Annotated in this window: 21 protein-coding genes and 2 pseudogenes; 10 read left to right on the top strand and 13 right to left on the bottom strand. The window is 46.1% G+C overall.

Translation table 11 applies throughout. From position 1 onward, the window contains the following. Together V6C93_RS31970 and V6C93_RS31975 are read right to left on the bottom strand one after the other, a co-directional pair. Positions 1-339 (bottom strand): hypothetical protein (locus V6C93_RS31970; protein WP_333480718.1); only part of this gene is annotated, 339 nt, incomplete at its 3' end. 8 nt (positions 340-347) lie between these two features. Beyond that, on the bottom strand, positions 348-1,319 hold the full coding sequence (locus V6C93_RS31975; RefSeq protein ID WP_333480719.1) for an MvdC/MvdD family ATP grasp protein: 972 nt from the start codon (positions 1,317-1,319) through the stop codon (positions 348-350). A 470-nt stretch (positions 1,320-1,789) separates the two neighbouring features. Here V6C93_RS31975 and V6C93_RS31980 point away from each other — a divergent pair, with 470 nt between their 5' ends. Beyond that, a complete protein-coding gene (locus tag V6C93_RS31980; protein ID WP_333480720.1) occupies positions 1,790-2,701 on the top strand; it encodes an alpha/beta fold hydrolase in 912 nt (303 codons plus the stop codon). Positions 2,702-2,721: 20 nt separating this feature from the next. On the opposite strand, the gene V6C93_RS31985 is transcribed toward V6C93_RS31980, so the two are convergent. From V6C93_RS31985 to V6C93_RS32010, 6 genes and pseudogenes are all read right to left on the bottom strand, one after another. Next, the gene (locus V6C93_RS31985) at positions 2,722-2,943 is read right to left on the bottom strand and encodes a hypothetical protein (RefSeq protein ID WP_333480721.1); all 222 of its coding nucleotides are present in this window, start codon (positions 2,941-2,943) and stop codon (positions 2,722-2,724) included. 159 nt (positions 2,944-3,102) lie between these two features. Then, positions 3,103-4,539, bottom strand: a complete 1,437-nt coding sequence (locus tag V6C93_RS31990; protein ID WP_333480722.1) for an LCP family protein — start codon at positions 4,537-4,539, stop codon at positions 3,103-3,105. A 239-nt stretch (positions 4,540-4,778) separates the two neighbouring features. Continuing rightward, positions 4,779-5,156 (bottom strand): hypothetical protein, encoded by a 378-nt coding sequence (locus tag V6C93_RS31995; RefSeq protein ID WP_333480723.1) that lies wholly within the window; start codon positions 5,154-5,156, stop codon positions 4,779-4,781. 156 nt (positions 5,157-5,312) lie between these two features. Continuing rightward, positions 5,313-6,065 (bottom strand): annotated as a pseudogene (locus tag V6C93_RS32000) (peptidoglycan-binding domain-containing protein); the annotation flags it as partial. A 130-nt stretch (positions 6,066-6,195) separates the two neighbouring features. After that, a complete protein-coding gene (gene ltrA, locus V6C93_RS32005; protein WP_333480725.1) occupies positions 6,196-7,944 on the bottom strand; it encodes a group II intron reverse transcriptase/maturase in 1,749 nt (582 codons plus the stop codon). Between the two features lie 677 nt (positions 7,945-8,621). Continuing rightward, positions 8,622-8,993 (bottom strand): annotated as a pseudogene (locus tag V6C93_RS32010) (peptidoglycan-binding domain-containing protein); the annotation flags it as partial. Between the two features lie 134 nt (positions 8,994-9,127). Here V6C93_RS32010 and V6C93_RS32015 point away from each other — a divergent pair. Then, a complete protein-coding gene (locus V6C93_RS32015) occupies positions 9,128-9,364 on the top strand; it encodes a hypothetical protein (protein WP_333480727.1) in 237 nt (78 codons plus the stop codon). Positions 9,365-9,408: 44 nt separating this feature from the next. On the opposite strand, the gene V6C93_RS32020 is transcribed toward V6C93_RS32015, so the two are convergent. From V6C93_RS32020 to V6C93_RS32035, 4 genes are all read right to left on the bottom strand, one after another. Beyond that, a complete protein-coding gene (locus V6C93_RS32020) occupies positions 9,409-10,071 on the bottom strand; it encodes a hypothetical protein (RefSeq protein WP_333480728.1) in 663 nt (220 codons plus the stop codon). A gap of 663 nt (positions 10,072-10,734) precedes the next feature. After that, on the bottom strand, positions 10,735-11,106 hold the full coding sequence (locus tag V6C93_RS32025; RefSeq protein ID WP_333480729.1) for a hypothetical protein: 372 nt from the start codon (positions 11,104-11,106) through the stop codon (positions 10,735-10,737). A gap of 372 nt (positions 11,107-11,478) precedes the next feature. Then, positions 11,479-12,129 carry a hypothetical protein gene (locus V6C93_RS32030; protein WP_333480730.1) on the bottom strand — a complete coding sequence of 217 codons (651 nt, stop codon included), beginning with the start codon at positions 12,127-12,129 and terminating at the stop codon, positions 11,479-11,481. An 89-nt stretch (positions 12,130-12,218) separates the two neighbouring features. Further along, positions 12,219-12,662: a hypothetical protein gene (locus V6C93_RS32035; protein WP_333480731.1), complete on the bottom strand. Its 444-nt coding sequence runs from the start codon at positions 12,660-12,662 to the stop codon at positions 12,219-12,221. Positions 12,663-12,757: 95 nt separating this feature from the next. Between V6C93_RS32035 and V6C93_RS32040 the strand changes: the two genes are divergently transcribed. Continuing rightward, entirely contained in the window at positions 12,758-12,895 is a 138-nt protein-coding gene (locus tag V6C93_RS32040; RefSeq protein WP_333480732.1) for a hypothetical protein, read from the top strand. 52 nt (positions 12,896-12,947) lie between these two features. Then, entirely contained in the window at positions 12,948-13,169 is a 222-nt protein-coding gene (locus tag V6C93_RS32045) for a hypothetical protein (RefSeq protein ID WP_333480733.1), read from the top strand. 179 nt (positions 13,170-13,348) lie between these two features. Here the strand turns inward: V6C93_RS32045 and V6C93_RS32050 are convergent, their stop codons facing one another. Continuing rightward, positions 13,349-15,514, bottom strand: a complete 2,166-nt coding sequence (locus V6C93_RS32050; RefSeq protein WP_333480734.1) for an S-layer homology domain-containing protein — start codon at positions 15,512-15,514, stop codon at positions 13,349-13,351. A gap of 126 nt (positions 15,515-15,640) precedes the next feature. Between V6C93_RS32050 and V6C93_RS32055 the strand changes: the two genes are divergently transcribed. From V6C93_RS32055 to V6C93_RS32080, 6 genes are all read left to right on the top strand, one after another. Further along, entirely contained in the window at positions 15,641-15,931 is a 291-nt protein-coding gene (locus V6C93_RS32055; protein ID WP_333480735.1) for a hypothetical protein, read from the top strand. 591 nt (positions 15,932-16,522) lie between these two features. Next, on the top strand, positions 16,523-17,431 hold the full coding sequence (gene speB / locus V6C93_RS32060; protein ID WP_333480736.1) for an agmatinase: 909 nt from the start codon (positions 16,523-16,525) through the stop codon (positions 17,429-17,431). Positions 17,432-17,538: 107 nt separating this feature from the next. Continuing rightward, positions 17,539-18,084, top strand: coding sequence for a thioredoxin family protein (locus V6C93_RS32065; protein WP_333480737.1), 546 nt, complete (start codon positions 17,539-17,541; stop codon positions 18,082-18,084). Positions 18,085-18,329: 245 nt separating this feature from the next. Beyond that, a complete protein-coding gene (gene pyrH / locus V6C93_RS32070) occupies positions 18,330-19,052 on the top strand; it encodes a UMP kinase (protein WP_349262898.1) in 723 nt (240 codons plus the stop codon). Then, a complete protein-coding gene (gene frr / locus V6C93_RS32075; protein WP_333480738.1) occupies positions 19,039-19,587 on the top strand; it encodes a ribosome recycling factor in 549 nt (182 codons plus the stop codon). Before pyrH ends, frr begins: the two co-directional genes overlap by 14 nt. 519 nt (positions 19,588-20,106) lie before the next feature. Further along, on the top strand, positions 20,107-20,544 hold the full coding sequence (locus V6C93_RS32080) for a DUF6918 family protein (protein ID WP_333480739.1): 438 nt from the start codon (positions 20,107-20,109) through the stop codon (positions 20,542-20,544). Positions 20,545-20,584 lie beyond the last annotated feature (40 nt).

Consider the following 20,584-nt stretch of genomic DNA (forward strand, 5'->3'; position numbering starts at 1 on the left):
CAAAAAAATAGTAAGAAACAACAAAGTAAGAGGTAAGACAGACCAAATACCTATGGCTTTTGCAGATGCAATGCTAGTTGCGCTAGAGATCAAACCAAGCAACAGAGAAGTCAAGGTTAGTAAAGTGCGTGCCTTTGTATCTACTCTATCTCGACGATCTTTCACCTCTTTATTTTTGTCCTTAAGAAAATCAATCTTCTCATCAGAAATATTGATTTCTTCAGAAGGAAGAGCAAGCTCACTTTTAGATTCATATTGTCTTTGCTGAACCTCAGCAAGAGTGCATTCGATCACAGAAAGCCGCATGAGTAACCATGTGATGTAAACCGAGAAAGTCATATCTGAGCTTATGAAAAATTGAGCTGCATTGACTTGAGCAATAAACTTGCTATGTCCGTTACTCCTTCTAAATCTAACCAAGCCCACTGACCATTCGGATTAACCTCAAAGAAAACCCAATTATCATCTTTAGTAAATGCCATGTCAATCGCCGCAAATCTTAACTCATAAGAACGACAAAGCTCTAATATTTTATTTATTAAAATAGAGGGTAAGGTGATTAGTTCGTATCGAACATTTTGCATATTATTCTTTCGTATATCTATAGTTTGTAATTTATATTCTTTAGAGGCATAAATTGCAACAGCAATGACTTCATCATCTATTACGTTGATTCTAATATCGTATATTTTTTCAACTTTCTCCTGAAATAGAGTCGGACATAAAGACAAAAGCTCTCGGTTTTTATTAAGTTGGTCTAGAGTAACCTCATTAGTAAAAATCAATGCATCTTCTTGGGAATTCTCTCTTTCGATATACCCATGAGAAATTGGTTTAACAACAAGACTTTCTTTACATTCTTTCCAAAACTCTATAATTTCTTCAAAAGATTGAGTGACTAAAGTTTTGGGAATTGTAAGTCCTAGTCTTCTGGCGCGACTTAATTGTTCTAGCTTGGATGCGGCTGAAGCGTTATTCCTTGGGTGATTAATCCATAATTTAGTAGGGATATGAGCTAAAAATCCCTCAATTGCTGCACTCCACTCACTAAGTGCATGTGCTTGCTCACCTTTTTCAAAAGTCTTTTCTGCTGGCGGTTTCAGAGGTTGTGGTCTTCTATACCAGATAGAATTAATATTCTCTGGCACTAACGTTCGTTGGTCTACAACAAGTGAGAGTTTATCAAACTTGTAAAGTAATTCCGTTTTCCCAGTCAGATAATCAGTATCTAACCTGACATAATCAAATTGACCCTGCTCTAATCTAGAACAGACATAATCTGCCGTTACATCTAGTGAATTTGAGAGAATTACAATCATCCAACTCAGACATCACGGGATTATAGAAAACTGGGTGTAGTAAGAGGTACCAGAGTCAAGATTTTCTCGTGTATTTGTAGCAGTCTGTGTACTCAGGTTCCGAGGATCTTGATCAGTCTGCTCTTGTGAATCAGTTCTCGTCTGAGTACCGAGCAGTATGTTGGCTGAGTGAGAATCCTCCTTCTGCTGGCACACTGCTTCTTGATACAAAGATATGAAACTACATTTCATGAGACTGCCTACTTGAGTGAGCTTATCCTTTAGTGAAGGATTATCTGTAGAAGCATTATAACTATTGCAGCCCAAAATTCTGAAGTACCTGCCGCACAACAGGGTAGGAAGAACTCTCGTGCCGTTTCGGGTGGATGTGCAGGGAGCCGCATCAGCCACAACGCTCTCAGGGTTGGCAGAAAATCTTCGGAGATATTTTGTTACAAAATATAAAGAGAGAAAGCAACGCAACAATCGACATGACTCTTTCTGCTGCCATCACCCCATCCGACGCGAACACTCAGACGAAAACCTGGATGTGGCGAGGTTTTCCCATTACCTATCAATCCCAAGGCGACCAAGGGCCAGCTGTTGTCCTGATACACGGCTTTGGTGCATCTTTAGGACACTGGCGCAAGAACTTACCTGTGCTGGGGGAACGCTGCCGCTGTTATGGCATTGACTTAATTGGTTTTGGCGCTTCTGCTAAGCCGACTCCCAAGCTTGAGGTCGAGTACACGTTTGAAACTTGGGGGCAGCAAATTGCTGATTTCTGCCGGGAAGTTATAGGTACTCCCGCTTTTTTGGTCGGTAATTCGATTGGTTGTATTGTTGCCATGCAGGCAGCCGTGGATCATCCCGATATTGCCTTAGGTGTGGCAATGCTGAACTGTTCCCTGCGCCTCCTCCATGACCGCAAACGTGCCGAACTCCCTTGGTATCGGCGGATGGGAGCACCAGCCGTTCAATGGCTGCTTAGTGTTAAGTGGATTGGTCAACTGTTCTTTGGTCAACTTGCCAAGCCGAAAGTTGTGCGTAAAATTCTGATGCAAGCCTATCGGAATCCCGAAGCTGTATCCGACGAACTGGTCGATATGCTGATGGCACCTGCCGCTGATATTGGTGCAGTCGATGTTTTTGTGGCGTTTACACGCTATTCTCAAGGCCCACTACCAGAAGACCTCTTACCCCTGTTGCCCTGTCCTGCCATATTCTTGTGGGGAACGGAAGACCCTTGGGAACCCATTGATTTGGGGCGAGAGTTGGCTAACTACCCACAGGTGAAAAAGTTTATTCCGTTAGAGGGTTTAGGCCATTGTCCCCAAGATGAGGCACCTGAAATCGTCAATCCGATTCTGCTGGATTGGCTTTCGCAGGATGCTACCGCTTGATCGCTACATAACGTTGGGTACTATCGAAACCGTATGGACGTTAAGCCTAATTTAGGGGCTGACTTGACGATATGGCTGCGTCTCAGCCATAGAGCCTGTATGGTTAAGCGATCGGGACACTCGATCACTAGCTCCAGACCTTGGAGTACCAACTGACACTGTTGTAACAGGCGGCGGTGTGGCAACTTCTGGTGATTGAGGAAAAGTGCGATCGCTCTCTGGCTGAATGCGGTGTAGTTCATACTCAACTCGACTTAAGGGACTTCCAAAGAAAAAAATATCCAATTGTCTGTTGTGGGGTGAGCCAGGAAGCCCGCCCCTGATCAGTGCTACTCGTGTCGCCTGCTCCACAAGATTGGCTAACTTATTTTTTGGTAATCCCTAAGCTATATAGACAACACTTAGAAATTAGAAAATCCCTTTTGGGAGGAAGTTTCTTTTTGTAACCAGTCCTCACCTAACTGAATTGTGACATCTGAGCCGAGAGTGCCGGTACTTTCAACCCGTACCTCCCCAAACCCTAAATGACGACGGATGGAACTGGCACTGTGGGGGTCTCCTTGTTGTGCAACAATACGTGTCACCCGCAAAGGTTCCTTCCAATTATTGTCAACGAAAACATTTCGGTAGCCAGCCTCTTGAAGACTTCGCAGCAGAGATTGCACTGCCCCTGGTTGACCCGTACTATCTTGAATCGCTACTCGTAGATAGGTCGAGTCAACGTCACGAGTCTCCGTGTAGCCTTGGTCAAAGTACCGAGCCGTCATCTGCTGGATACGTCGCTTGTCTGGCAACCAGTAACTGATATCGTGCCGCCCGTCGCCGTTAAATTGACCCGGTACCATCAGCATTTGCACATTTGACCGATTGGTCTGAACACCAAAACCCACCAGGGCGACGAGTTCTTCTACACTCAAGTTTGTGTCAATGTGGGACTGAATGACTGAAAGAATTTGTGGCATTCGTGCCAAAGTCGCGGGATTGAGCGCTTGTTCCATCAGTGCTCTCATGAGCATTTGCTGTCGCTGCACTCGACCAATATCGCCATTCTTATCGTAGCGAAATCGTAAAAGTTGTAGAGCTTTATTTCCGTCTAAGTGCTGTTTGCCTTGTTTCAGGTTGATGTAGAGGTGTTGAGAGTCGTCTTGATATTTCATGTTTTGCGGAACATACGCCGTGACGCCCCCTAAAGCATCTACAAGGCTCTGAACCCCCTGAACGTTGACCCGGATATAGCGATCGATGCCCACACCATTGAGTAGCTCGCTGACAGCCTTTGCTGTCAGCGCCGGTCCTCCGTACACATTGGCAGCATTGATTTTGGCGATGCCTTGCCCTTCTATATAAGTGCGAGTATCGCGAGGAATAGAGAGAGCTGTTAACCTTTTCGCCTCTGGGTCAAACCGTAAGAGGAGCATCGTATCAGTAGGACCCTCAAAGGAGTTGACTAACTCGTAAGCAGGCTTTTGTGCTTCTTTTTCAGGCAGATCAGAGGCAAGAACTTTAGTGCCTAAAACTAAAATATTGACGGGTCGAGTCAATTCTGGTAGTCGCAGGTTACCAGTTGCGATGCTTCCCCCCTTGGTAAACATCTCTGCCTCATCAGGACGGAGGCGACTTTGCAGGAAAGGCGTACTGGAGAGTGATAATGCCACCAGCGCACCTGCTGTCGCCGACAACATTGCCACACCAGTAAAGCCCATCCACAGCCAGAGCCAATGCCCTGACTTTCCTGTGAAAGGTTTTTTCCGAACGGGGCGATCAGCTTTGCTGGTACGCTTTGCGTAATCGCTGTTCTGCCCCGAAGGCGATTGTTCGTAAGTTTTTCGAGCAGACACTTAGCTTCCTCACACACACGCAATAGGGATGGGAATCTCTGAAGATAACTCACCGATGCACTAATGCTTAACCCTGAGTCTAATATGAAGTGTTTAATTAAGAACACTCATAGCAGTTTTTCTGACGATTTGCGGCTAAACCCGGTAAATCCTGGATTGAGTTTGAGCAATTCGTCAAGAGAAATAATTAAACACTGGCTCACGCCTTGGCGGCAAGAGCTAAATGCTGAAGTCTTGAATTATAAATGCTTGCCCAAGGTTTTCTCAGCGATACGCGTCATCCAAGGGAGACGCGGTTGCTTGCGTTGCCACACACGCACCATCAACCCAATACTCACCAAGAAATAACCAGAGGTCAGCAGACTATTCATAAATAACAGGCGTAGCGTCCAAAACTCTGAGGTTTGCGCTCCTGCTCCTGCTGCTAATAAAAAGTATCCAAGCAGCCAACTGAACGCCAGGGTAATAGACAAGCGGCTAACGGATTGTTGTTCCCGTGTCCCCTGGCGGCGGTATAGTGTCCACAGTGCTGGGAAAAAGCCAAAGACGGGAACCAGGTATACAAACAACTGCAAACGCTGAAGTTCTCGATTTTCTATCGGGTCAGGCTCTTTCATTTTGGTTAGGGGTTGGGCTTCACTATTACCCTAGCGCGAGGAAAAATTTTTACGACGTGTTGTGTTCAAACAAAAACATTCAGTGGGAGTCAGGAGTCAAGGGACAAGCACTGACTCCTGATTTGGGACTATAAATCAAGGCGACTTGCCATTAGTTCATGCCATGCCCAGAGCATTCCATGTTTTCTGGCCAACAAGCCCATCTGCTTCCATCCCATTTGCCGTCTGAAACGCTCTGACAGCAGCTTTCGTACCTAAACCAAAGACACCATCGATCTCTCCAGGGTTAAATCCTTTATTTTTCAAGCGCTGCTGAAGTTGCTTGACAAGTGGGCCACTGGAGCCTTCTTTTAATAGTTGCAGCGACTCTGCTGCCCCTCCAGTTTCCTTCATGAGATCCGTTCCATCAATAACTGTCGTATAAAAAACGTAGCGGTCATTGCTCTGGAAACGTCGGTCTTTTTTAATCAGGCTCATAAACTCCCGATGTCCCTGACGCATGCGCCCGACTAAGCAACCCGCACTAGCATAGTAGACGTTGTTGTAGGGTAAGTCATAACCCCAGTGCTGATTGACAGCAAAGTAGCCCGTATCTTCCTTATCACCGACTCTCTGGTAGTCTTTGTTCAAGTCCCGGTACACAGTAATCTCGCCACCCGTCTGGATGAGTGCTTCATGACGGTCAGCAGTACCGTGAATTCCGACTTGCCAAGCTTTATATTGACCGAACTTGATTCGGGCTGCTCCCTCCGGGTTCATGGGATTTTCGGTGTAACGATATCCAGGTTCTGTAGTGGCTTCCCAGTTACCGACAATGGCAGGAACGCCATCGATAATCTGAATGACCATCCGGCGGTCATTAAAATAGTTGGGCTTATCATTGTTGAGGGAACCGTCAGCGTCCATCCCGCTGGCTAAGCACAAGCATCACTACCTGTACTCGCCTACAAAACCGTGCATGAGACTTTCGCCTCACACGGCTCCTCAGTGATTTGGTGCTTGTCATGCATACCTCTTTCCATCTTGTAGGATTAGGCAGTTAGAACGGGTTGGCGTCTAGCCAGTGTTCGTCTAACTCTTTGGTGCCAACAGCGTCTAGTGCTGTCTTGTTGTCGTGGCAATGTCGATGAAGTAGCTGGAGGTTATCGTAATTATTCCTTCCGCCTTTTGACTTGGGAATGATGTGGTCTGTTTCCAGTCTGTCTCCATCTTTAAAGTAAAGTCCGCAGTGGGTGCATCTTCCCTTTTGTCTTGTTAAGAGTGTTGTTACTCTTTTTGGGGCTTCAGGGTGTTTTCCCATTCTTGTACTCCAGTAGACCCAATCGCCGTCATAAGGGCTGCGCGTGTCTAGCACTTTTACGTGTCTCTTTATAGGAGTTTCACTGTGCCGATAAAGCCACTCTTCCCTATCAGGTGTTGCGAAGACCCAGTTACTATTTCCAATTGTTTGCCAGTATTTGTTGGCTGTCCATTTCTTACCCTTTTTGGGGTGGCGGTAATTCGCCCATGCCCTGAGTTGTTGGTATACAACTCTATCTAATCCAGAGTAGGTTTCTTTACTGGCGACTGTCGAGTAAGAGTTTGACCATCCTTTAATTACCGGATTCAAGCGTCTTATTAAGTTTGCCTGAGTTGCCGATTTGTTAGTTTTTATGATGTGTCCTATCTTTTCGACGTGTTCTTTGATTTTAGTTTTACTGGGTTTGATGATGGTTTTGAAACCAAGTATTACTCCGTTCGGTTTTTTTGCCGATTGAGATTCTCCGACTGGGTATTGTCTAACGTTGTACCCTAAAAAGTCGAATCCTACATTTCCCTCATGTTTGTGAAACGTGTGGGTTATGCGAGTTTGACTTGGCTTTAATTCCAACCCCATGCCTGCTAACCATTCGGCTGCTAGTTGTTGACATCTTTGAACAACGGCTAGGTCTTTGTGAACTATTACGAAGTCATCGGCATATCTAATGACCGTGGGTTTCCACTTTTGATATTGCTTTCCATCTTTGGTTATAGAGTTGGGGAAAGCTTGCCTTATGACGGTTTCTAAGCCGTGGAGGGCTATATTGGCTAATAGTGGGGAAATTACCCCGCCTTGCGGCGTACCCTCAGATGTTTCTAGGAACGTGTTATTGTCTATCACCCCCGCTTTTAACCATGCTCTTATTTGTCTGCTGATGGTGGGGAATGTATTTAGTTTTCTGACTAGCGCTTCCTGGTTTATCTTGTCGAAGCATTTGGCAATATCGGCATCCAGTACATAGTTGTCTTCTAGCCGGATTGCGTTGTAGATTGCTCCGATTGCATCATGGCATGAGCGTCCTGGTCTGAACCCATAGCTATTAGGCTCAAATCGCGCTTCCCATTCTGGCTCAATTGCCAGTTTCACTAGCGCTTGCAAGGCTCGGTCGTACATTGTCGGGATACCTAACGGGCGTTTTTCTTCACGTCCTGGTTTGGGAATCCAAACCCGTCTGGTTGGTTTTGCCCGTGAGTTTAATTTGAGGTTGGCAACTAAAGTGAGACGTGCTTTTGGGGATAAGGACTTCACCCCATCCACTCCTGCTGTCTTCTTCCCATTGTTGTCTTGTGTTACCCGACGCACCGAGAGACATTTTGCTGACCAAGACCGCATCAAGGTCTTTTGGAGTCTACGGACTGCCTTGACATCTCCACGTTGAGAGGCTCTGTAGATTCTGGTTTGCAACTTGAACACCTGGCGTTCTAGCTTGCGCCAGTTCACCTGGTTCCATTCCACCGTAGTCTTTAAACTCGTTTTAGACGTATTCATTGCTACTTGAGACTCCACATTCCAAATCACCGTGTCTCCGTCTGCATATCCTTGGCGTTACCCAAGGCGTTAGCTTCTGAGACAATCCTTCCCATCTCGTAGCATCCGGTTGGCACCTACTCAGGTTATCGACCTTATCCTGAGAGCCGACGAGAGGGTTACTTCGTTCCTAACCATCATTGTTTGAACCTTTAGAGTGACACTGTCCACCGGGTTTATTGGGAGTGCTTACTGGTCAAATCGAAAACTGCCAGCCCCCTATCCTTTGCCGTTTTGGCTACAGCGTATAAGCCTTTCCGCTGTTTCGTTTTTACGATGGTTCAGACGTGTCTTCACGCAAAAGAGCATTACTCATGGGTTCTTGCTCGACGGGATTCCAGATTAGGCTTCCAGTTACCGCCTTTTAACACCCCGTTGCAATGGTCAGTTAGATTTGCAAGACCTAACTGTGGGGGTGCGCTGTCACCGCTAGCACCTGCGGGGTGGGACTTGTCTCTAGGCTTGATCGCCTGTTTTCAGGATTGTTAATTCATCCTTAAGATTTGGCTTTCTGTTACATTTAGTAACATTAGTCAGACTCACCCACATGATGGTTAAGTTGTCAAGGTTCTATTTGTACCTTGCGGCTAATCCTCCATAGCCCTTATAGGGCTTGGTTTCTAGCCAACGAATCACAGCTCGACGTAAACAATGTTGTACTCTCTAATTCCCTGAAAAATCTCGTATTTTTTGAGCTGCATATACTTAACGATACGACTCGCCAAGTCATTGCCTAGCTTGAGGGGAGGGGTTGGTAACTCCTCGGGCTTGGTTTCAATAAGCTTTTTAGCCGTTTCGGCTCCGAGCTGATCTGCCTCGTTAATCTTCATCAGGGTTTGGAATTTCTTCAACGCTGCTGAAGAGATGGGACCAAACTTGCCGTCGGCTGGCGGTTCTAAAAGTCCCAACCCGATGAGCAGAACTTGGATCTGGGTAGCTAGCTGTTTATCAGTAGCAATCCCTTCCATACTGTACTTCAGGTCTTTTCCCAGGAAGTCTTGTAGTTTCATGATGTTATTGTTGGGGTGGATTTTGTGTGAGAGATGACTTCAATCCTTCGATAGTCTAATCCGGAACTCATCCGCTAAGCGCTTCTGATATGGCAATCGAGACTGAGTTCAGCAGGATTGGGTAGCTTCCACCTTTGCTTGAAGACTCGGCACCTAGAAAGAACTACTATCTTCTTGCGAGAGCGATCGCCCAAGCCGGAGCTTTAGTGAGGACAGCGGCAAAGGCGATTGCCCCAAAGGGGCAACGCGAAGCGATCGCACTTGGGTCAATTGCCTTAGGCACTGGGCAAAGGGCACTGCCCCAATCGACAATCACAGGCGTGGGCTATGCCGATTTTTTCACAATTTTGTCCAGATACTACAGCTATTAAGTTAATTTCCTAGATAGGCAACTTCCTTGGCATGATCAGCTACTCTAGAGCGCTTTAACTTCCCATTTAGTAGCCTTGTCGATTTCTGAGCGAAGAATTAAGTTGATTTTGTGGCTTTCCAGAAATTCCCCTTTAGATAGATGTAAGAAGCGCTGTTCCCACCACATCTTGGAGCGGATTTCAGCCTCAAAAAATTCAGGCATAATCTCATAGGAACTCAGTACTCTCAGGGCGGCGTATAAAATGAGTCGCTCTGCCTTATAGTCTTCAGCGTGTGTGGTTGCCCAGTGGTCAACGAGGTTAGCATCCCACACACCGATAAACTCGGTGCGCTTGAGGGGATAAACTAAACTTACCCCGATGCGGTGAGAAGATATCCTTGTGGGTGAGTAGACGATTTCTCGTCGGGTATTCGCTGGGTCTCTTTGCCGTTCGGCTCTCTGAAGATGTCTCTCTAGATCAGCAATGTTATCTAGAGTGAGGAGTAGCGATCGCTCCTTTAATAACTCACAGTTAAATCGCCATGTACTAACGGCTCCGGGTGTATTTCTCTCCATCTGTAGCAATATGCATCCTTTTCCTGAGCGCTGGCTGAGAATTATCGGTTTAGGTGAGGATAATTCTTTCTTTTTTCCCAGTAGAGCCTCAGCCCATTCTTTAAAGATGTAAAGCCATTGTTCTAAGAATGTCTGTTTGATGTAAGCCATTAGAGTTATGCTTAGGTTTCAATTGCAAAGAATGCTGGAGATAACCAATTGATTGGGGTATGACAAATCCGTAAGAAGCATCTATAGAGCTAAACAACTATTCCTTTGATGATAGATTTGTTGGAAGCTCCTAAGCGTTCTAGTTCAATCTGGTAAGAGGCTCATACTGAGTTGTAATCTTACGTAGAATTTAACGTAGACACGTAGCGACTTGCCGCAGCGTCCCACTCCAGCCACAGAGAGCACTGAGGTAAGAGTAAAGAGAGAGTTATACGTTTGAATGCAACTTGGTATCAGGGTGTAGCATTTGTAGGGGTAGGATTTTTACCCTAAATTGCTTTTCTGAATCCTTATAGCTTTAAAATCACTACTTGCGAAGCTTCTTGAGACAAATTCAGTAGCTTTACGTCAGCTTAATTTTTACTAAACACATGACAAATAAGACACAAGGAATCCTTATACACGGAAGATAAATTCTGAAATATCAGCGTAGACGATTATCTTCTGCAACACCTGTGCCAATTTCAAATTCTATCTATTTTTTCCTATCTACTGACTGACTACTGATTAACTCCGCAAGTGTTGATCGGTCAAGCAATGGGTCGTAGTATCCCGAAATTGTTAGACTCTAAATAAAGTCAAGAAGTACAAATTTATTAAACGTTAATCTCCTTGACTTTGAGAGTCATTAACCATGCCTCTGAGCAGGGCTTTGGCAGTGGATGAAATCATTGTTTTATCGATTTCAATACCCAGCCCTAACCCGATTAAAGTCAAACCAGCAATTAAGAGAGCTGAAGGAGGTGATTTTGTGGCGAAAAGAAAATCATCTTCTCCATGAACACGCTTATAGGAAGCATCCAGGCATTGCATCGCCAAAATAAGAGCAACAATTAGCGCAAAAATATACCCTCCACCTAAAACGCGTTGTCTGGCGCTCGATTGTCGATTCGGACAATCAATAGGACAGTTATGACATTCTTCAGTCCGTGTAACAGTAGGAAAAATATCTTGTTTTGTTTTTTGCTCGGTCATAATTTTGCACCCTGATTTAGTAGAAAATTGGTAGTTCGTATCTTGGTGTTTGTCTGAGAACTACGACTTGTTAAGAGCGCTACATTGCTCACGATAACCCTCCTTATTGGGGAAGGAATATCAGGCAAAGAGGCGCATCTCAAATTTGTGAGAATCTAATAGTGGGAGTCTCTTGCTCCTGAAGCTGATTTAATTGGATAAGATGTTCTCATCCTAGCCAAGCCGACACAAAGCTCACACAACAATATTCCGAAAATGAGATGCTTTTAGTGGTGTAGCGCTCTCTTTCTAATCTCCGTTCGCTGATTCTTAATCCTAGAAAATGGCTAAGAACAGCGGAGTCAGAGTCATAGAAAAATACAGCTATCGTGTCTATCTTTCAGAAGGTTCAGGTAAAAGCTGCCAAGCATCAACTTGACTCACACCAATCCGAACAGGAACATTAAGGTAGTCTTCAACCAGATAGTAATCCGTTTCGTAAAGTGCAAAAGTACCATCCGGGCGTCTGAGGCTGTACTGGTACTGGGGAATGTAGCGATCGCGCATTAATGTGTCGATTAGCTGATTGTAGTCGTCTCGGCTATCACGCCACAAATAGCGATAATTAAAGCCAGTCCACTGATGAGGCTGAAGAATACCGCGTTCTGCATTCAACAAATCATTGGTGTGTAAACAAACATCGTTCCACATTGAGGTAATCACAACAATCCGACCCTCTTCGCGCCTTTCTCGAATAAAATCTGTAACGCGAAGGTAATCTGCTCCTAGAAAATAGGTTTCATTTTGGGGTTGTGGTGCTGTCATAGTGCTATGATTGTTTAGGATGGAAGTTGGAATTCTGTAAGGGCGATCGCATCCAGGCCAGGAAATGATCGCTCTTTTGCGCTTGAGTTTTTTAGCAGAAATGGCTAATTCGGAAGCACAGCGCCTGAGCGCATACGCTGCAAAATGTGAAGGTGCTTCGATATGGAAGCTATCTTCACTAATTGATAGATGGCACCCTGAAAGAAACAATTTATCCATTGTAAGAGACTCAAACCTGAGATTTAGTGTCGTTGCCGACATTGGCACTAAAGACTTAGTCTGCGATTGAAAACAGTCTCAAGTCGTCCTTAGGGAACTCTCGGCGAATCTCGGTTTTTCGAGAGATCGGGGACATAAGAGAAGGAGTAATCTCGAATCTCGACGAGTTCGTCAGTTGTCCAAGGTTCCCCGTTATCTTTGCAAAGGACAATCCCCAACCCGATCAAATCGTCATTGCTGGGTCTTTGTCCTTCCAAGATGGCTTGTAGGTTTTCCACGGGAAGTTCGCTTAACCGTGCTAGCTCCTCCAAGTTCCAGTCGCGGATTAAATCCGCAATGGTTAGGGTTCTTGTTTTAGCTGAGAGTATCTCACCTTTGTCCAGAAGATGGAAAAACGTGGTTACTACATCTTCGAGTCCTTGACTATAGTCCAGTTCATTTTCGAGGCAGTAGTTTTTAAAGCGCTTAAGTAGCGCTTTTGGGATATGGCCTCTGAGTAACCCATATTTGGGGTCTGTCTTCTTGTGAACCAATTTTAGTGTCCTTTGTTTTCAGAGGAACAACCTGTGTTCTATCAACCATTCTACATATTTGTCGCGACATAGCAACATAGTGATATCACGACTCCATGTCAGGCCAAGTTTCTTTGGGTCATCTTGGGGCTAGGGAAGTTGCGCTTTCAGCGTTTGGAGTGATCGCTGCAAAGCCCACGATTGTGAGTTATCTCGGCGTTGTTGTTGGTGTAGAGTATGACTATATTTCCTAAAGTCGTGCAACAGGCTCTTAAAACGGGTTACCTTACCGTTAATTAACCCCTCGTGGGTCACAAGCTGAAGTTGAGTTTTATGGGTACTCAGGCAAACTTTATCCTCAAAGTTTTCATTCTCTCCCTGGGAGTTTCTGTTCTAATCAAGTATGGGGGGCCTAGCTTACCCGTGGACGGAACATCCGTAAACGTTCTGATTGCTGTACTGACACCCAGTTTAATCTTAGCGATCGCATTCTTGTGGCGAGCTGGAAAATATCGGCAGCTCAATTAATCCCCAGCGTTTGAGGCGCAATCGGCTTGGTTAGTGCACCAAGCGAAGCGTAATCATAACAAAAAACCTCGGAGGTCGTTCTCCGAGGCGACTGGCGTATCATAGCAAGAGTAGGGGTCTGGGAGTTTTGCCATGAAATAAGCGATCGCTAAAACATCCCAAATCTACAATTTTTAAGGTCAAGCAGAAACGACATAAGGAGAGTCGAGGGCACTCACCTTCTTAGCATCCACCAACGCCTGATAGATGATTGCTGCCACTTCAGCGCGGGTAGCCTCCTTCGTCGGCTTGAGTTGCTTAATTTGTGGGTAATTCACCACAATCTGCTTCTTGGTCGCTGTCGTCACTTCATCTTTGGCATAGTCAGGAATCGTATTGCGGTCATCATAAGTATTCAAAGCATTGGGGTCAGAAGCCGATAAGCCCAACCCATTCACCACCGACACCAACACTTGCACCTTCTGTACATTCTCGTTCGGTCGGAAGGTATTGTTCGGGAAGCCGGACACGAATTCACCACGGTAGGCTTGTTGGATGACATCCTTCGCCCAATAATCATTAGCAACATCATTGAATTTTGTTGCATCCCGTTTCGCCGTTGGGTTAAAGGCTTTGACCAACAACGCGGCATATTGAGCGCGAGTCATCTTTTCATCCGGCTTAAAGCTGCCATCCTTAAAGCCACTGATTAAACCCTGCTTCGCCAGAGCATTAATAAAATCAGCGGCCCAGTGACCGTTAATATCGGTGAAGGCAAGGTCAGAGCCTCCTCCATCCGACTTCACAGCGACAATATAGGGAGAAGTGATGGCACTGGCTTGTTTAGAATCCACTAACGCCTGATAAACAAAAGCCGCTACCTCAGCACGGGTCGCCTCTTTGTTTGGGTTGAGTTGCTTAACTTGTGGATAATTCACCACAATCTGTTTCTTGGTCGCTGTCGCCACTTCATCCTTGGCATAGTCAGGAATGGCGCTGCGATCCTCATAAGCGGTCAAAACACCGGTATCTGATGAACCTAAGCCCAGTCCACTGACCAGCGACAGAATTACTTGAATGCGTTGGACATTCTCATTCGGTCGGAAGGTGTTATTCGGGAAGCCTGAGATAAATTGACTGCGATAGGCTTGTTGAATCACATCCTTCGCCCAATAATCCTTAGCGACATCACTGAAGTTTACAGCATCCCGCTTAGCTGTTGGATTAAAGGCTTTGACCAACAAGGCAGCATATTGAGCACGGGTCATCTTGTCATCTGGCCTAAAGGTGGCATCCTTAAATCCAGTAATGAGTTCTTTGTCAAGTAATGCCTGAATGAAAGGCTTTGCCCAATGGTTCTGAATATCTGCAAAGGTTGTGGGGGTCGTTCCACCGCCATTGCCACCAGATGAACCACCATCACCTCCAGAGGAACCACCGCCATCACTACCACCACCGGATGAACTCCCTCCACCGGATGAACCACCACCACCAGCGGCAATGCCATCAATAGTAACTAGCCCTTTAACTTTCGACGCACTTAACGTATTGCCGAAGGAAACCAACTGGCTGCTAGTGGCATTATTCAAATCCAGCTGAGTGTTATTACGAATGGTGTTGTTTCCGGGGTCACTACTACTGCCTATATCGGGTAAAGCTTTGCTCGTAATCGTTACACCCTCTTCTGTGTTGTTTTCAATCCGATTATTACGCAGTACGGGTCGAGCCTCACCAGAGATGATCAGGCCATAACGGTTTTCAATGATGGTGTTATTAATAACTTTAGGCGCACAAGTTCCATCAATGCTAATGCCAGAACCAGCACCTTTGCAGGTGTTCCCTTGGATTTCACCGGTGGTATTGCGTGTAATCGAAATTCCATTACCGTCGTTTTTGACAAAATCATTATTGAGGATAACCGGATTGGCATCACCCGTGGCAAACACTCCTTCACGCTTGCTCTTGGTCAAGGTGCAGTTGGCAACCGTAGGAGCAGTCGATTCAATCCAGACAGCAGTTCCTCGGTTTGCCAAATTAGTAACGGTTACCCCTCGAAGTTCAGCATTACTCTCGAGTAAGAAGGTGACATTTTGACCGGCTTGGGTACGGCTATTATACTGTCCGCTACCTTCAATTAAAATACCACTGCCTTTATTCCCCTCATTACCCACTACCTTAACTCCACCGGGAACCTCCAAGGGAAAGGCTTCACCGCTAGCCGCATTGTAAGTTCCCGCCGCCAGTTGAATGATGGTGCCAGATTGAGATTTTTCGAGTGCTTTTTTAAGGGTTTTGAAGGGAGCTGACTGGCTACCATCAGCACTATCACTACCAGTTCCTGGATTGACGTAAAAAGTTTGAGGCATAGTTAGAATTTCACAAAAGATAGTAAACAAAGAAAGCGGCTTTACCAGCAGAGCAAGGCTTGAACTGTGGCTAATCCACCGCTCCTGAAGTTTCTCTGGTACTAGAATCGCCAAGGGGACAATTTAGTGATTCAACGGCATACCCCTTCGTTCCTGAAAAGGAAAAGGATTATCCCGACCGTATCCAAAATTCCGGCTAATCAGCCAATCAAGCATAACTACAACTTTAGGATTGGAGATAGGGGGTGCCGCCCAACAATTGTGGCTGTTGCTGCTGTTGAATCTCACAGTCTAGGCACGGTGTTCAGCCGATGTGCATTAAACAATTCGATTAAAATGACTCGTGGAGATATGGCTTACGCTTTGAGTAAATATCTTGAACGACAGGAAGATACAGCGCCGATTCCTTGGAAGTAGAGGAAACTGCTCGCAGTTAATTGGAGATGGAGAGCGAACCTTGGGTGCGGAGTTGAGGAAGCGATCGCACCTTATCCAGAAATTGCGATCGCACTTTTATTCCTGCACGAATATTGAGCCATTAAAACCAATAGGAATCATAGAACCAACGAATACAGTGTAAATCGCGTAACTCTTAACATCTTGTGACAAAGTTTATTAGAAAATAATTGTAGCAACTATTTCTTGTGCCCGAAATATAGCTTGCCCCATTTAGTCATGTGATCAAAAGAAGCGAAATTCTGCCACAGGGATTAAGTTAAAAGCCCAAAAACCTAGCTTCCCACAGATTTTCGGAGACGAGAAATTGTCCTATGGTTATAGAGGGTAGTCATTTTACTGAAGTACAACGAGTTAAGTTCTGGAGAACTTGAACTTGGATAAGGTGCTTGGCTCATTCATCGGAGCTAAGCGCCAGACCATTCAGGTATGTCTTTTCCTGTAGCGAGCAATGGGCTGTAGCCCGAAATAGTCCTATACGAACTTTCGCTTTGCCGCTAAGTCGGAAATTATGTAACGATCATTTTCTGCAACGTTTTTGGTGTTCTCTTAATGCTGGTGCAAACCTCTACTGCCGTTCAGCCATTTCTGGGGCCTGAGTTCCAGGCATCCTACGAAGCTTCACAAGTGGTAATTTTACCTATCCCCTTTGAGGCGACAACAAGTTACCGTAAAGGCTGCGAAAATGGGCCAGAGGCGCTCCTAGATGCCTCTGTGCAGCTAGACTACTACGATGATGAACTCGATCGCGAAACCTGGAGAGCGGCTCAAGTTCACACGCTCCCCTACATTGCTGACACACGCTCTTTTCCACCGATTTCCTCACAGAAAATGCTGGAAGTCACTCGTGAGACGGTATCCCAATTGATTCAAGATGGCAAATTTGTCATTGCCTTGGGCGGTGAACATAGTATTACCACAGGGATTGTTGATGCGTTCCGCCTTGCCTCCAGCGAACCCTTCACGGTCATTCAAATCGACGCCCACGGCGATATGCGCCACGAGTACGAAGGCTCGATTCACAGCCATGCCTGCGTGATGCGCCGGATTGTGGATATGGACTTACCCACTCTCCCAGTTGGTATCCGCAGTCTTTGTCAAGAAGAAGCTGACCTGATTAAGGCAAAATCGATTCCCGTGATGTGGGCACGGGAAATTGCCAAAGACCCCAACTGGATCGAACGAGCGATCGCATCAATTTCTACCCAACGGGTGTTTATCACCATTGATGTGGATGGAATCGATCCGTCTGTGATGCCGGGAGTCGGTACGCCCGAACCAGGTGGATTGAGCTGGTATGGACTCACAGACTTTCTGCGGCGAGTGTTTGAAACCCATCAAGTCATTGGCTGCGATGTGATGGAATTGGCTCCCCTTGGGGATTCGGTCGTCTCTCAATTTACGGCTGCCAAGTTAGTCTACAAGTTAATTGGCTACTTAGCGACCGCACAAGGCTGGTAAAGGCGGAGCAGGAAACGATCGGAGGCAATCAACTTGATCATCACTGTCTCAAATGAGTTCGGGCAAAGAACAATTTTTGTTTATAACCAGTCAACTATATGACTCTCATGGAAAAGACCGGAACTCCTGTTGGTAGTTATGCCCCAGATTTTGAACTGCCAGGAATTGACGATAGAGTTCATCACCTCTTCGATTACTTGCAAAATTGGCAGGTGATAGGGGTGGTGTTCTTAAGCAACCACTGTCCTGAAGTCTTCTCCTATCTAGATAGACTCAAACAAATTCAAGCCCAGTTTGAACACCAAGGCTTTACCTTGGTTGGCATTAACGCTAACGATGCCCAGCAAGACTCAGAAGAGAGCTTCAATAATATGAAGCGATTCGCTTTGGAAAAGCAACTGAATTTTCCCTACCTTTGGGATTCCACACAGGATGTAGCGCACGGTTTTGGGGCAGAAAGGACACCGGAGGCGTTTGTGATTGATCGGCAGGGAGTTCTCCGCTATAGCGGTCAAATTGACGACAATCCTCAGGAAGCAAACGCTGTTTCCGTGCCTTATTTGCAAAATGCGATCATCGCTGTACTCTCAGGGCAAGAGGTTAATCCAAAATCGACGCAGGTAAATGGCTGCGCTATTCACTGGCGAAACTAGTCAAGCATGGAAAATAGGGAATGGGGAATAGGTTGCTCAGTGGGCAAGTGGAACGTTGAAAGTTGGCAAGGCGAGTCGCTGGGCGAGGCAAGCCGATCGATGCGTTCTAAGCTTCTAGTTTCAACCTTCAACAGTCTATAGCAATGACAGCTAGAACTTTTTCTCTGATGACCATAGAGACAGAGAAACCTCTTGGCTGTTATCGTATGGGGGAGGAAACCGAAAAAAAGAGTCGTAGCATGGGGATGAAATACCGACGGGTTTTACTTAAGTTGAGCGGTGAAGCCTTGATGGGCGAACTGGGCTACGGTATTGATCCAGGAGTCGTTCAAGACATCGCCGCTGAAGTCGCCGAGGTGGTCGGTGAGAGTGTTCAAATGGCCATAGTTGTTGGCGGCGGTAACATCTTTCGCGGTATCAAAGCCTCAGCGGCAGGAATGGATCGGGCAACGGCTGACTACATCGGGATGATTGCCACGGTGATGAACGCTATGACCTTGCAAGATGCCTTGGAGCAAATGGGAATACCGACGCGAGTCCAAACAGCGATCGCCATGCAAGAAGTAGCAGAACCCTATATCCGCCGTCGAGCCATTCGTCATCTGGAAAAAGGGCGAGTTGTGATTTTTGGCGCAGGTAGCGGTAATCCTTTCTTTACCACTGACACAACAGCTGCCTTACGCGCCGCAGAAATCGATGCAGAAGTGATCTTTAAGGCGACGAAAGTCGATGGCATTTATGATTCTGACCCTCATAAGAATCCAAGTGCCCGCCGCTTTCAGAGCCTTACCTACAGTCATGTCCTCACTCATGACTTGCGCGTGATGGACAGTACAGCGATCGCATTATGTAAAGAGAATAATATCCCGATAATGGTATTTGATCTTACAGTGCGGGGTAACATCCACCGCGCTGTCAAGGGAGAATCTGTCGGAACAATTGTGGGAGGTTTCTGTGAAGTTAGCTGATACTGAGAGCCATATGCAGAAAGCCGTAGAGGCGACTCAACGAGCTTTTAATACCATTCGCACAGGTCGCGCCAATGCGACCTTACTCGACCGGGTGATTGTGGAATATTACGGTTCCCCTACACCCCTGAAGTCTCTAGCTAATATCAATACGCCGGATGCGAGTACAATCACCATCCAACCCTATGACAAGACCAGTCTGAACGTGATTGAAAAAGCCATCCAGCTATCAGATATCGGCTTGACTCCAAATAACGACGGTCAGGTCATTCGGTTGAATGTTCCGCCACTAACGAGTGAGCGCCGCAAGGAGTTTGTGAAGATGGCAGGCAAATTTGCTGAGGAAGGGAAAGTCGCGATTCGCAATATCCGCCGCGACGCTGTTGACTCTGTCCGCAAACAGGAAAAGAGTAGCGAAATCTCTGAGGATGAGTCGAAAGATGTTCAAGATAAGATTCAAAAATTGACGGATAAATACATCGCAAAGATTGATGAATCACTAGCTGAGAAGGAAAAAGATATTACAACGATTTAAGGTAGAGACATCCATCAAACGGTAAAGAGTGAGTCGATTAACCCCTTGTCTTCTTTGGGGCGATACTTATCGAGTTTAGGCTCACTCTTTACAAGCCAAGAACTCCTTACCTGCAACTAGGCAAGGTAGACTTTGAACTCTGTTAGTGGCGGGATTGTCTCTGTAGGCTAGATTCCAACACGCCCAGTTGCGCATGTGTTTCGGACAATGTAAAACTTTTATAAACTCTTCTTTGCAAATCTACTCAACCTGATACTCGCTGTAAATAATGAAATCAGAGCGAAGGATTGTTCGGTTAGGCAGCGGATAAATCTTTCAAATAATCCAGATATCCTGTCTAGACTCTGAAAATAACTAAGAAAGGCTTGGAGTTAATACTCAAAAGCCTGACAGTAGAAACTCATCGGCTGCATGAATACGAGAGAGGATACGAATAGCTGGGTGGTTACAGAAAGTAGCATCACTCAAGTTTATTATGTACCCACCAATTAGGCACTTTGACATTAAGGAGAATCGTTCATGAGACCTAGCGACATTCTGAATGACCCAAATAAACAGGCTGCCGTCGTAGCTGACTGCCTAAAGCTGATAGACCAGCAGGTCAATGCCAAGAGCGGCATGGGGGGTATGGTCTGGAAAACTGCCTACAGCGCTGTCAATGGGGTTAAGCCCGGTTATATTGAAGGAGCTGTCGATCGCCTGCTACCGGAATGCTTAGCCGCACTCGAACCGATGTGGGATGAGGGCGTACAGGCGGGCGACCCAGTCGGATACCTCAACCAGAACAGCTCTCGCGCCGCTGACGCACTGCTCGGCATCACTGACGCCAGAATTGAGAAAACCAGTAACGGAATCGTGCGAGGCTCGTATAAGCAACTGCGCGGGTCAGCCAAGAGTGAGGTAGAGGCAGCGGTACCGGGTATTGCTAAGATCATCGCTGAGCACACCAAGGGTTAGAAGCTGTAACTTAATTCCTGCTCACTACTACCCAATATTT

The sequence above is a fragment of the Allocoleopsis sp. genome (assembly GCF_036703385.1).
GTDB lineage: Bacteria > Cyanobacteriota > Cyanobacteriia > Cyanobacteriales > Coleofasciculaceae > Allocoleopsis.